Below are 13,262 nucleotides of genomic sequence, written 5' to 3' on the forward strand. Positions count from 1 at the left end.
AGCGCAAGTTCGTGGCGACGACTGACAGCCGGCATGGCAGGCCGATGGCGCCGAACGTGCTGAGCAGGCAGTTCAGGCCCGCACAGCCCAACCGGGCCTGGGTGTCGGACATCACGTATGTGCGCACGGGGGAAGGCTGGTTGTATCTGGMGGTGGTGTTGGACCTGTATTCGCGCAAGGTAGTGGGCTGGGCCAGCGCAGCGGCCATGCCCGCCGCGCTGGTGGCGTCGGCCTTGAAGATGGCCATCGTGCAGCGCAATCCGGCGCCTGGGCTGATCGTGCATTCGGACCGGGGCAGCCAGTATGCAAGCGAGGAGTACCAGGGATTGCTGGCGCGCCACGGCCTGGTTTGCAGCATGAGCCGGTCGGGCGATTGCTGGGATAACGCCGTAGCCGAACGCTTCTTCCTGAACCTGAAGATGGAGCGCGTCTGGCAAAGGCGGTACGCCGACCGCGCCGAAGCCCGGCGCGACATCACACAGTACATCGTGGGCTTCTACAACCCGGTGCGCTTGCATTCGACACTGGGCTACGCGTCGCCAACAGACTACGAGGACAAGTTCCAACAGACCACCCTAACACCTGTCTGAAAAAACTTGACCACTACAGACAACCAACGCGGCATCAAACTCCCCCCACCGCTCCCCTCTCCCGCCGGGCGGGAGAGGGGTTGGGGGAGAGGGTGCAGCGGTTCAAATTGCGGCAGGTCGGCAAGCATAGCCGCGTTGCCCTCTCCCCCGCCCCTCTCCCACTGCGCGGGAGAGGGGAGACAACCCACGCGGCATCAACCTCCACCCATCTTCGACGGATCGTCGCTGCGCGACGTCGTGGTCACTGTGCCGTCGTTGTTGAAATGCACGTTGAAGAAGGCCCGGTCCGTCGGGCTTTCGAACCAGCGGTAGCCCCACACCTCTTCCTGCTTGAGGCGGAACGCCTCGACCTTGGTCGGCTTGCCGAGCGTCCGGCGGATCTGGTCCTTGTTCATGCCGGGTCGTACTTTTGCGAAATTGTCTGCCGTCAGCACCTGTTCGATGGCGCGCACGGTGCCGTCGGCGTTGGTCGTCACCATCCATGTGGTGGCGCCTTCGGGGCCACGCGGGTATTCCAGGCGGCGGCCGCCGTCCGGTTCTTCCCAGACGATCTCGGGCTTGCCGGCCTGGCGCCGCACATCGTCCTCGGTGGACTTGCCGATCTCGATGCCCTTGAACAGCTGGCTGTCGGGTTTCACGCTGTTCCAGGTGTCGGTGGCCACCGATTTCGCCTTCTTCATGGCTTCGTCGACCTTCTGCTGGTCGCATCCGAACAGGGCAAGCAGGCTGGCAATCAGTCCCATGGCGGCAAGGCGTCGGCGAGACGCGTGGTGGAAAGGTGGCATCGCAAGCCTCGCAAGGATTGGCTTCATCGTTTGATGGCTTCGACGGGATCGCCGGCCGGTGCGCTGGCGCCGTCCGCAGCGGCGCCGGCCGCCGCATTCCGGCGCCGGCCCGAATCGCCGGCAAACAGCGTATCCCAATTGTTGAACCGGCGGTTGAACAGCACCGACAGGCCATTGATCGATCCGCCCTTGGCAATCAGCGACCAGCGCCGCGAAAACGCCCAGGTCAGCTTCACCACGTTCGATGCCGACGTCAGGCTCTGCTCGTAGCCGACCGAAATCTGGTCGGACACCGCCTTGCCGATGCTGACCACCTGCTGGTCGTTCAGCCCGGCCGTGCTGGGGCCGATCGAGAATTCGTCGATGCCGAAATGCGACACCACGCTCTTGCCAGCCTTGCCGCCGATCATGCCCAGCGCCGCGCCGCCGATGGCGCCGCCGCTCAGCTGGCGCTGCTGGCTGGACCCCGCGCTCTCCGCGCCGTAGCCAAACATCAGCCACGACAGCTTGTCCTCGTCGGGCACGTTCGGCTCCGACACCAGCCGCACGCGCGGCAGCCGTACCGTGCCCGTGACTTCCACGCCCGCTTCCACCTCCTGATTGCGGCGCAGGGCGCGGATGAACATGTTCGGGTTGTCCACCGGGCCGTTGAAGTTGATCGTGCCCCGTTCGATATCGAGCTTGCGACCGAAGGCCTCGTATGTGCCTTCCACCACGCGCACCGTGCCCGTGGCCCGCATCGGCGCCAGCGGCTCGCTCTTGATGCCAAGCTGCCCGGCCAGCAGGATGTCGGCGCCGGCCCCCCGGAAGCGGAAGTTGTCGCCCAGGTCGATCGTCACATCGATCAGCGGACTGAAGCGGCTGGCCGGCCTGGACTCGGGCACCACCGGCGTGGCAGCCGTCTTCAGTGCACGCTCGTCCTTGCGGCGCACCACGACCACGTCGTCGCCCAGCACTGGCGCGCTGGCCTTGGGGAGGTCGAACAGGCCGCGATCCACGCGGAACTTGCCACGGATGGCGATCAGCTTGTTCTCGTTGGCGATGCCGGCCTCGCCGGACACGATCAGCGTGCGCTCGGGGCTGGCAAACAGCTGCAGCTTGTCGGCAACGATGCGGCCGGTCAGGTTCGGATCGGTCTCGCCCAGCTTCACCGCGCCAGTGGCCGTCAGCGTGCCGTCGCCGCCCCGGAATCGCACCTGCTTCAGTTCCACGGTGTTCTGGTCCAGCACCACGTGCACTTCGCCGTCGGTCAGCCGGATACCCAGGTCGTACAGCGTGACGCCGATCCCGTTGCCGTCGATGGCTCCGGTCAGCAGCGGTTTGCCCACCGTGCCGGCCAGTTGCAGTGCCGCGGCCAGCTTGCCTTCGAGCGCGTACTGCGGGCCGCTGAGCGCCTCCAGCGATTTCAGGCGCGGGATGTCGGCCGTAATCGTGCCGGCGAGCGTCGATCCCGGACCCACCGTCAACAGGTCCTGTTCGCTGACCAGCCCCGCCGATGCATCGACGGTCACCTTGCCGATCCGTTGCGACGTGCTGCCGCCGCGCAGCGTCACGCGATTGCCGCCGAACTCGGCCCGCAGCGCCGTTTCGCTCAGGCCCAGCGTGGTCCAGCCCCGGCCTGCATTGACCGACGCATCGCCGCTGCGGCGCCGGACTTCGGCAAATCCGGCGGCGGTTTCGGCCAGCGTCAGGTTCCAGCCGCCATCGAGCACCAGGTCCGAGCGCACCGGCTGCGATTCGCCGGTGAACGTCTCCACCAGCCTGATGATGTTGCCCACCTCCACGCCGTTGAACGCACCCTGCGTGCGGATACGGCCGTGATCGAACTCGAAGCCTTCGATACTCATCGTCGCGCGCTCGAACTGCAGCCGCGTCTGGCCCAGCCGGATATGGCGGTCCGCCACCATCAGCTGCGTGGGCGAGACGAGCCGGACCTTGGCCGTGCCGCTTTCCTCCAACGTGCGGATGGTGCCGGTCCAGCCCTTGTCGCCGCGCCAGGCGCCCTGCCCCGACAGCGACAGCTGCAGCGGGCGTTCGTGCATCGTGCCGGCCGCCCTGGCGTCGAATGTGTGATCGGCCTGGGTGCCGCTCAGGTTGGCGTCGAGCGTGCGCACCGTGGCCTGCGGCCCGTGATAGTCGCGCGCGGCCAGTTGCGCCGACAGCGTGCCGTTCAGCCCGCCGCGCAGTTCCACATGGCCGTTGGCGCTGGCCACCTTGTGCGGTCCCACCACCAGTGACTGCGCGCTGTAGTCGCCCACCACCTCGGGCTTCTTCAGCGTGCCCGTGACCACCGCGTCCACCTTCGCACGTCCACCGACGCCGAACTTCAGGCGGTCCAGCTGCGGGGCGTCGATATTGACCTTGAGGCTGTCCCCGCGCGCGCCGAAGCTGCCATTCAGGTTCACCTGGTTGCCAGCCATCAGCAACGATGCCTGGCTGGGCAGCAGGCGCTCACCCTCCAGCCGCACCTTGCCGTTGCCGGTCATCGGCAGCCCTGCGTATTCGCTCTCGCCCAGCGCGAAGTCGAGCGCCACACGTAGCACTTTCTCCAACGAGCCCTTCGTCGAAAACTCGGCGTTGATCCGGCCCGGCGCCACCTTGGCCAGCCGCGCCGGGTCGAAATTGGCGAGCTTGCCCTTGAAGTCGAAGGGTTGCTCGTCCTTGAGCCCGAGCTTGCCGTCGGCGGTCAGCGTGCCGCTGCCCAGGCCCGCCCGCAGCGCCTTGAGCGTGACCGCGTCTTCGTCGATCCGGGCATCGGCGAACAGCTTGATCTCGCCGCCGGACACATCCAGCGCCACGCTCTGGCGGCCGGGCTCCAGCCGCAGGATCACCGGGCCGGACAGGTTCGTGGCCACCATGCCGGTATGCAGCGCGGCGGCATCGAGGTGCCGGACATCGAGATCGAAGCCGCCCCGCCCTTCGCGCAGCGTGCCCTGCCCGACGATCTCGGCGCGGCCCGGCAGCTGAATCCGCAGGTCGCGCAGCGTCTGCGTCAATTCGCTCAGCTCGACGCGCGCCTGCACGGCATGCACGGGCAGGCGTTCCTTGTCGATCGGGCCCGGCTCCAGGTTGCGCACGCTGACGTCGCCGGCCACGGCCAGCAGGTTCCTGGTCGGGGCCGCCGGTGTAGGCACGGGCGCCGATGCCGACGCGGCCGATGCGGCGGCCACGGCGCTGGCGGTCGATTCACCTGGCTTCGGTTTGGCGACTTCGGGCGGGGGCGGCACCGATTCCACCGGGCGCAGTTCCGCATGGACCGTCAGGTTGGCCTGCGGCGCGGTGGGGCTGAACAGGCGCGGGTTGATGCGCTCGCCATCGACAATCAGGTGCGTGAACGGCACCTTGCCGAAAGGCGTCACGTCGGCATTGCCGCGCGCCCGGATACGGTCGCCGCTGGCTTCCAGTTCGGCCCGCAGTTGTTCCAGCGATCCGCTGGCCGTGGCGGACACCGCGTAGGTCTCTTCCTTCCAGCGGCCCTCCAGCAGCGCCTCGGCCGTCAGCGGGAACGGCGTCTTGCCGCCGATCTGCGCGTTGGCCTGCAGCTTGCCGTACGGCGTGACGACCTTGTCCACGACCACGCGATGGCGCTGGCCGTCGCTATGCAGCGCACCGGACAGGTCCGACAGCACCAGCGGGGTCGACGTGGCGGCCGGCCCCTGCAGCAGCGACAGCTCGCCGACGGTCAGCGTGTCCACATCGACAGCCAGCGGCAGTTCCAGCGACTGCGGCATCCTTGCCGGCTCGGTGCTCGGCGGGGAAGCCGGCAGGCGCGCGTCGATCCTGCCCAGCTTCAGCCATGCCACATGCACCCGCGTGGGCGACCATGACACGTCCCACCTCGCGTCGATCCGGTCGATGGTCACGCGCGTGTCGCCTGTGGCGAATACCACGTCGTGCAGTCGCAGCCCGCTGGCCACGGTGCCGCCGTCAAGCTGGCCGGCAAGCATCCCCGCCGACAGCCGCGTGGCGACGTTCCACAGATGGCGCGTGCCGGTCTCGGTGCGCAGCGCCGCCACGGCCGTGGCGACCAGCGCGATCAGCAGCACCAGCAGGATGCCCAGCAGCCAGGCCAGCACCTTCCACACGCGCCGGCGGGGGCGGCGAGGCTTGGCCGGCGTGTCGCGGCCCTCGCGCGGCACGGGTGGCATGTCCGGCATGTTCATCAGAACGCCACCCCCAGCGAGATATGCGGCCGGAACTGCTTCTGCTGGATGCCGTAGCCGACATCGAGCTGCACCGGCCCCACCGGACTGCGCCAGCGCGCGCCCACGCCCACGCCGTGGTAGATCTTGATGCCGTTCAGGTTGTTGGTGGCGGTACCCATGTCCCAGAACACGGCGGCGCCCCATTCGGGCTTGAACCAGTACTGGTATTCCAGGCTGCCCGTGCCCAGGTAGCGCGCCGGCAGCACACTCTGGCCGGACGGCGTGCCGATCGACTGGTAGCTATAGCCGCGGATCGAATCGGTGCCGCCCGCGCGGAAGCGCAGCGTGGCCGGAATCAGCGACGGATCGTTCGACGTCATGTCAGCGCCCAGTTCCAGCCGCGCCACGAACAGGTCGCGGTTGCCCACCGGCACGTACTGGCGGATCCGGCCATACATGCGAAGGAAGGTGGCGTCGCTGAGCACGCCCTTGGCGGCCACGCCGATCTGGGTGTTGATCACGTTGCCCCGGCGCGGGAAGACCGGGTTGTCCACGTCGCGGCGCGTCCACGCGAATGCCGGCACCAGCGCCTTCGAATACTGCGACGGCTCGCCGTACGGCGTCAGCACGTCGTAGTAGAAGTCGAGCGACACCGTGGTGTCGTACTTCTCGCGCGACCGCGAACGCTTCAGACCCGCGCGCCAGCTCTTGGTGTCGGTGCTCTCGACGTCGATCAGACGTTCGTAGCTCGTATAGATGCTGTTGCGGTACGTGTGCGGATCTGGCGGCATCGCCATTTCCACAAACCCGTACTGACGCTTCTGTTCGATCCGGGCCTGCGAGTCGAGCACCCAGGCGCGGTTGAACAGGTTGTAGTACGAATAGCGGCCTTCCACCTGGGCGCCGGTATCGGTGGTGAAACCGACGCCGGAACTGAGCCGGTGCGTCGGATATTCGCGCACCTTCACCTTGACCGGCGCCGTCACGGTCTGCTGCTGCGCGGCGGCCTCGGCCGACGTGGCGGCGGGCGGCTCCTGCAGTTCGACCTGCACGTTCGAGAAATAGGGCTGGTTCTGGACCGCCCGCTGGAATTCCAGCAGCCGTTCCACCCGGTAAGGCTCGCCCTCGTTCAGCGGATTTACGTTGCGGATGATCTGGGCCGGATAGCGGCGCGTGCCTTCGATCTCGAGCGGCCCGAGCACATAGGCCGGGCCGCTCTCATACTTTGCCCGCAGGTCGGCGGCCTGCTCGTCGGGTTCGATGCGCGCCTGCGACGACGCCAGCCTGGCGCCGTAGTAGCTCTTGCTCTGCAGTTGCACCAGGGCGTCTTCCTTGGCCTTGTCCCAGTCTGCCTGCCGGAACGGCTGACCCACCGGCAGGCCCCATTTCTGGCGCATCTGCTCCACCTGCTCCGGCGAAAGCGTGGCGGCGGGGCCACTTACCTCGACATCCGCGCGCCGGATCACCGTGCGTGCGCCGGGGTCCACGCTGATATGAACGACCCGATGGTCGCCCTCGCCTTCCACCGTGGCCTTGGTGACCGGGTCGAACCAGCCTTCGGTGGAAGCAAACTGGCGCACCTGGTCGCCCACGGTTTCCACCATGTACTGGAACTGGTCGTCGGAAATATCGGTGCGCGTGGCGTAGCGCGACAGGTCGAGGTGTTCTTCGAGAATGTCCTTCAGCGCCTTGGGCGCGTCGATCTCGACCTTGTACTGGGCCTTGGCGGCATGGGCGGGCTGCCAGGGGGCCAGCAGCAGCAGCAGGGCGATGGCCAGGGCGACGGCCTGGGTGGCGACACGGCTGGCAACATCGGCCGCGACTATACGCGAGAGCCATCCGGCACCGCCGGAGGTGCCTGGCGCCTTGGCTGGGGCGGGCTGTGCGGCCAAGCGGCCCAAAGCAATCGTCATCCGTCCTGGTGGCTCCCGAATCAAGTCGCTATTTGACCACACCACCGGCGCCGCAAGGCCATCCCGACGCCAAAATTCGGGTTTCCAGGGTCCGCACCGGCAGCCAGGCTTGCCGATACGGTAAAATCTTGCCCCGTCATCCCCAACCCCGCCCAAAGGGCACAGGTTTCATCATGGCCATGTACGAATCGGATATCACCCAGTTCCTGAAGACGCTCAAGCAGGAGCGCCCGTCGCTGGAAGCGGAGCAGCGCGAAGGCCGCGGCCTGCTGTGGGACAAGGCCCCGATCGACCTCGAGGAACGCGCCCAGGCCAACGCCTCGCGCGTGGCGCAGAAGCCGTACGTCTACTCGTCCGACAACTGATCGGCCATCCGGCCACGCCGACGACCATCCCGATGCATCCGAGCGATCCGCTGGACCCCGGCGCGCAGGAAAAACTGACGCTGCCCGTCGAGTTGCCCAGCGTGGCGCAGCCTGTCGGCGCCAGCGCCAATCCGGCCGACATGGTCGACGGGATGGCATTCGCCCGCCTCTACGGCGAGCCGCTGTTCAAGCTGCCCCAGGATCTGTACATCCCGCCCGATGCGCTGGAAGTGTTCCTGGAAGCCTTCGAAGGCCCGCTTGACCTGCTGCTGTACCTGATCCGCAAGCAGAACTTCAATGTCCTGGACATCCCGATGGCCCAGGTGACGCGTCAGTATCTTTCGTACGTCGACCAGATCCGCCAGACCAATCTGGAACTGGCGGCCGAGTACCTGCTGATGGCGGCGATGCTTATCGAGATCAAGTCGCGCATGCTGCTGCCGGTCAAGAAGGCCGACAGCGACGAGGAAGCCGAGGACCCGCGTGCCGAACTGGTGCGCCGCCTGCTCGAATACGAGCAGATGAAGCTGGCTGCCCAGCGCCTGGACACCGTGCCGCAGCTGGGCCGCGATTTCCTGCGATCGCAGGTCTATATCGAACAGAGCCTGGTGCAGCGTTTCCCCGATGTGGAAACGGTGGACCTGCAGTCCGCCTGGGCCGACGTGCTCAAGCGCGCCAAACTGAACCAGCACCACAAGATCTCGCGCGAGGAGCTGTCCGTGCGCGAGCATATGAGCCAGATCCTGCGCCGCCTGCAGCACGCCCGCTTCATGGAATTCAGCGAGCTGTTCGAGGACGCGATCCGCTCCGGCAAGGGCGTGCCCGTGGTGGTGGTGAACTTCATCGCCATGCTCGAACTGTCGCGCGAGGCGCTGGTCGAGATCACCCAGGCCGAGCCATTCGCACCCATTTATGTGCGATTGGCGTACACGCCAGCCTGATCCTTCCACCCCGCGGAACAATTCCCCGCCGGCGCCGGGCCCGAACCGGCGCGGATGCTCTACAATCCGCCGACAGCCGGCCAATGCAATCCCAGAGAGCCGGCACGCCAGCTGCCACGCAGCGGCACGCTCCAACCACGACGGCACACCACATTCATGAAAGTCATTCCTTCCATCCAGGAATTGCGGGACCAGTTGCGCGGCCAGAACCGCGTGGCGTTCGTTCCCACCATGGGCAACCTGCATGAAGGCCACCTGTCGCTGATGCGCCTGGCACGCCAGCATGGCGACCCCGTGGTGGCGTCGATCTTCGTCAACCGCCTGCAGTTCGGCCCGAACGAGGATTTCGACAAGTACCCCCGCACGCTGCAGGACGACGTGGAGAAGCTGCAGAGCGAAGGGGTGTACGTGCTGTTCGCGCCGACCGAGGCCGACATGTACCCGGTGCCGCAGGAATACCGCGTGGAACCGCCGCACGACCTGGGCGACATCCTTGAAGGCGAGTTCCGCCCCGGGTTCTTCAAGGGCGTCTGCACCGTGGTGATGAAGCTGTTCTGCTGCGTGCAGCCGCGCGTGGCCGTGTTCGGCAAGAAGGATTACCAGCAGCTGATGATCGTGCGGCGCATGGCGCAGCAGTTCGCGCTGCCCGTGGACATCATCCCGGCCGAGACCGTGCGGGACGAAGACGGCCTGGCGCTGTCGTCGCGCAACCGCTATCTCGGCGAAGCCGAGCGCAAGGAAGCGCCGGTCCTGTACAAGACGCTGCACGAGGTGCGCGACGCCGTGCTGGGCAACGACCACGTCGATCTGCTGGCCGTGGAGGCCGACGCGCTGGGCCGGCTGCAGGCACGCGGCTGGAAGCCCGACTATGTGTCGATCCGCAAGCGCAGCAACCTGCAGGCCCCGACGCGCGAGGAATTCGCCGCCGGCGAACCGCTTGTGGTGCTGACCGCGGCCAAGCTGGGGAATACGCGGTTGATCGACAACCTCGAAATCTAAGTCGCGTCCCGATAGTTTTGCGCCCCTCTCCCGCCCAGCGGGAGAGGGGAGAAAACCTCTCCCGCCTCACATCCTCAGGCCCGCTTCAGCCGCGCCTTTTCCCGCTCCAGATGGCGCTTGTGGCCGCTGCGGCGTTTCCACCAGATCAGCACGCCGGTCACGGCGAAGGCCAGCGGCATCAGGCCGAATGCGGTGATGAACGCGCGGCCGTAGGTGCCGAACGCCTCGCCGGTATGCAGCGGGAACAGCCACAGGATCAATGCGTCGCCGGACCGGGCATCGCGCGGATCGCGGGCGCCGAGCGGCCGCCCGGTATAGGCGTCGAGCCAGAGCCGCGTGGCGCCGCTGTCTTCCTGCAGTTCGCCCTCCTGGCGCAGTCGCACCTCGTAGGCATCGCCGGGCTTGCGCGGCAGGCTGATACGGGTGACCTGCGCCCCCGGGAACTGCTGCTGCGCCGCCGTCATGGCCTGGGCCGGGGTGATGGCGTGGGCGCCGGCCGGCGGCGTATCGGACTGGTGCTTCACCTGCGGGCTCACGGTCATGACCGTGCTGATGATCGGCGTCACCCACTTCGGCAGGTTCAGATACCAGCCCGAAAACGCGATGGTGGCCAGCACGGGCGCCGCAAAGATGCCGCCCGCGCGGTGGAAGGTATAGACAAAGCGCGACCACGAACCGCCGTGCGCGATGCGCACCGACTGCTTCAGCGCCCGTAGCTTCATCTTGGGCCACCACAGCACGACGCCCATCAGCACCGTGAAGAACAGCACCATCCCGGTCACGCCGATGATGGTCTTGCCCGTGTCGCCGGACAGCAGGTAGCGATGCAGGTGAAACAGCGTCGGCATGATCTGCTGGCGCGACAGCCCCGGCACGCCGAACAGGCGCTCGCCCTTCACGGCCAGCGTGACGGGGTCGATCATGACCTGCCGCGAGCGGCCCGGCATCGCCTCCGGCCCCTTGATCGGGTAGTAGGCGATGAACACGTCGTGTTCGTCGACCGGCAGCATCAGCAGGTTGGGCTTGCCATACTTCGGATCGGCCATCAGCCTGGCCGTGACCGATTCCACTGTGGCGGCACCCACCGGAATGCGCGTGGCCGACACCCCTTGCAGCAAGTCTGGATTGAGCCACTTGTCGATGTCGTCCCGCCAGGAAATCAGCGTGCCGGTCAGGCCCATCATGACGAACAGCAGGCCGAAGACCAGCCCGATATAGCGATGCAGCTTGACAAAGACAGTACGCAGACGACCGGAGACCATGGGACTCTTTCTTTTGAAATGCAGCGCTTGACGCACATTTGGTAAGCTTTCGCAACGTATCTGTGCGCCACCGCCCAAATGCAAATGCGAAGAATTCGCGATTCTAGCAGCGTGCCGTTAAGATCGTGGGCGCGCCACCCCTTGCGCCATCCGGTCCGCCCCCGCCCTGCCCTGCCATGCCCCTGATCGAACTGGTTCCCGCCACTCCGGCCGACGCCGATCTGCTAGCCGCCATGCACGCCGAAAGCTGGCGCGATGCCTATGGCGGGCTGATTCCCGCCGATTACCTGGAAACCTATGCGCCGGCCGAACGGCTGGCCACCTGGCGCGCCCGGATGCTCGAAGGCGCCGAGGCCCCGCTGGAAGCCACCATCCTGCGTGTGAACGGGCAGCCAGCCGGATTCTCGTGCCTGATGCCGCTGGCCGAACCCGGCTATGGGATCTATCTGGACAATCTCCATGTGATGAAAGCGTTTCACGGTCGTGGCTATGGCAGAACGCTGATGGCCCACTGTGCCGCGCGGGTGGCCAGCCAGTGGCCCGGCAAGCCGTTGTTTCTTTATGTACTCGACGGCAACACACAGGCGCGCGCGTTCTACCGGCGCCTGGGCGGCGTGGAATCGGAGGCCTTCGATGACCCGTTCCCGGGCACGGACCTCATGGTGCCCATCCGCCGCGTCAGCTGGGACGACGTGGACGCGCTGGTCAGTCGGCTGGCGCCGGGGCCGTAGCCGCCAGCGGCCCGAACATCGCGCGCAGGTCGAGGTGCGCGGCCATGCTGTCGGCCAGCCTGTCGATCGACGCCTCGCGCAGTGCATCGAGCGCAATGCCCTCGGCCCGCGCCAGACCGGCCCAGCGCAGCAGCGCGCCGCAGGCGTCCGGATGGTCGAACAGGCCGTGGACATAGGTGGCCATCACCTGGTTGTCATCCGATACGGCGCCATCGGGCCTGGGATTGCCGCCCGCATAAGCCGCATCACTCGCATCATCCGAACCGTCCGCCGCGTCCAGCCACAGCGCCGGGCGCGCCAGTGCCGGGCCGTAGGTGATACCCAGATGGATCTCGTACCCTTCCACCGCTGCCCCGCCAGTTGACGCATCGAGCCGGCCGGCGACGCGCCGCAACTGTTTCTCGGGCGCCAGCGTGGTGTCGAAGTCGAGCAGGCCCAGCCCATCGCTGGTGCCGGCCGGGCCTTCGCGGCCGTCGGGGTCGTGGATCCGCCGCCCCAGCATCTGCATGCCGCCGCAGATGCCCATCAGCTTGCCTCCGTAGCGCAGGTGCCGCAGCAGCGCCGGCTGCCAGCCATTGGCGCGCAGGAAGGCCAGGTCGGCGCGCACGCTCTTGCTGCCCGGCAGGATCACCAGGTCCGCCGGCGGAATCGGCATGCCAGGGCCGATGAACTGCAGGTCGACGTTCGGGTGCGCCCGCAGCGCGTCGAAATCGGTATGGTTCGAGATGCGCGGCAGCACCGGCACGATCACGCGCAGCACATCGCCATCACGGCTGGCCACCTGCGCGCTGGCGATGGCGTCCTCTGCATCGAGATGCAGGCCGTGCAGGTACGGCAGCACACCGAACACGGGTTTGCCGGTGCGGGCTACAAGCCAGTCCAGGCCCGGCTGCAGCAGCGCGATATCGCCGCGAAAGCGGTTGATGATGAAGCCCTTCACGCGCGCCCGCTCGGATTCGGACAGGCAATCGAGCGTGCCCACCAAATGGGCGAACACGCCGCCGCGGTCGATATCGGCCACCAGCACCACCGGGCAGTCGACGCGTTCGGCAAAGCCCATGTTGGCGATGTCGCGGTCACGCAGATTCACTTCGGCGGGGCTGCCCGCGCCTTCCACCAGCACCACGCCGTACGCCTGGCTCAGGCGCGCGTGGCTTTCCAGCACGGCGGCCATCGCCTGCGGCTTGTAGGCGTGATAGGCCTTGGCGTCGAGATCCATGCGCGCGCGACCGTGGATGATGACTTGGGCGCCGATGTCGCTGCTCGGCTTGAGCAGCACCGGATTCATGTCGGTATGGGGCTGCAGGCCGGCCGCCTGCGCCTGCAGCGCCTGGGCGCGCCCGATTTCGCCACCATCGACGGTGACCGCGCTGTTCAGCGCCATGTTCTGTGGCTTGAACGGGGCCACGGCCACCCCGGCGCGCGCCAGGACGCGGCACAGGCCGGCCACGACGGTACTTTTGCCCGCATCGGACGTGGTGCCCTGAACCATCAGGGTGCCGCGCAAGCCACGCGGCGCAAACGGACAGGG

Annotated in this window: 10 protein-coding genes; 5 read left to right on the plus strand and 5 right to left on the minus strand. The window is 67.2% G+C overall.

Translation table 11 applies throughout. The features are described 5' to 3' along the window. Window positions 1–590: IS3 family transposase (locus tag D9X30_RS00005; protein ID WP_249640843.1), on the plus strand; the 590-nt coding region annotated here is incomplete at its 5' end. 194 nt (window positions 591–784) lie between these two features. Here the strand turns inward: D9X30_RS00005 and bamE are convergent. From bamE to D9X30_RS00020, 3 genes are all read right to left on the minus strand, one after another. Continuing rightward, window positions 785–1,333: an outer membrane protein assembly factor BamE domain-containing protein gene (gene bamE / locus D9X30_RS00010; protein WP_153947420.1), complete on the minus strand. Its 549-nt coding sequence runs from the start codon at window positions 1,331–1,333 to the stop codon at window positions 785–787. 65 nt (window positions 1,334–1,398) lie between these two features. After that, entirely contained in the window at window positions 1,399–5,538 is a 4,140-nt protein-coding gene (locus D9X30_RS00015) for a translocation/assembly module TamB domain-containing protein (protein WP_153947419.1), read from the minus strand. Beyond that, window positions 5,538–7,433 carry an autotransporter assembly complex protein TamA gene (locus D9X30_RS00020; protein ID WP_153947418.1) on the minus strand — a complete coding sequence of 632 codons (1,896 nt, stop codon included), beginning with the start codon at window positions 7,431–7,433 and terminating at the stop codon, window positions 5,538–5,540. Before D9X30_RS00020 ends, D9X30_RS00015 begins: the two co-directional genes overlap by 1 nt. A 173-nt stretch (window positions 7,434–7,606) precedes the next feature. Between D9X30_RS00020 and D9X30_RS00025 the strand changes: the two genes are divergently transcribed. From D9X30_RS00025 to panC, 3 genes are all read left to right on the plus strand, one after another. Next, window positions 7,607–7,798, plus strand: a complete 192-nt coding sequence (locus D9X30_RS00025; RefSeq protein WP_153947417.1) for a DUF3460 family protein — start codon at window positions 7,607–7,609, stop codon at window positions 7,796–7,798. Window positions 7,799–7,830: 32 nt separating this feature from the next. Beyond that, window positions 7,831–8,739: a segregation and condensation protein A gene (locus D9X30_RS00030; RefSeq protein ID WP_066731933.1), complete on the plus strand. Its 909-nt coding sequence runs from the start codon at window positions 7,831–7,833 to the stop codon at window positions 8,737–8,739. A 156-nt stretch (window positions 8,740–8,895) separates the two neighbouring features. Next, complete coding sequence (gene panC / locus D9X30_RS00035) at window positions 8,896–9,738, plus strand: pantoate--beta-alanine ligase (RefSeq protein WP_153947416.1); 843 nt, start codon at window positions 8,896–8,898, stop codon at window positions 9,736–9,738. A gap of 74 nt (window positions 9,739–9,812) precedes the next feature. Here the strand turns inward: panC and D9X30_RS00040 are convergent, their stop codons facing one another. Next, complete coding sequence (locus D9X30_RS00040) at window positions 9,813–11,000, minus strand: PepSY-associated TM helix domain-containing protein (RefSeq protein ID WP_153947415.1); 1,188 nt, start codon at window positions 10,998–11,000, stop codon at window positions 9,813–9,815. A 176-nt stretch (window positions 11,001–11,176) separates the two neighbouring features. Here D9X30_RS00040 and D9X30_RS00045 point away from each other — a divergent pair, with 176 nt between their 5' ends. Next, complete coding sequence (locus tag D9X30_RS00045; RefSeq protein WP_153947414.1) at window positions 11,177–11,731, plus strand: GNAT family N-acetyltransferase; 555 nt, start codon at window positions 11,177–11,179, stop codon at window positions 11,729–11,731. Here the strand turns inward: D9X30_RS00045 and D9X30_RS00050 are convergent. After that, window positions 11,706–13,223 carry a cobyric acid synthase gene (locus D9X30_RS00050; protein ID WP_153947413.1) on the minus strand — a complete coding sequence of 506 codons (1,518 nt, stop codon included), beginning with the start codon at window positions 13,221–13,223 and terminating at the stop codon, window positions 11,706–11,708. The two genes, D9X30_RS00045 and D9X30_RS00050, sit on opposite strands and share 26 nt — an antisense overlap. Window positions 13,224–13,262: the final 39 nt, after the last annotated feature.

This window comes from Cupriavidus sp. U2 (assembly GCF_009663685.2).
GTDB lineage: Bacteria > Pseudomonadota > Gammaproteobacteria > Burkholderiales > Burkholderiaceae > Cupriavidus > Cupriavidus necator_C.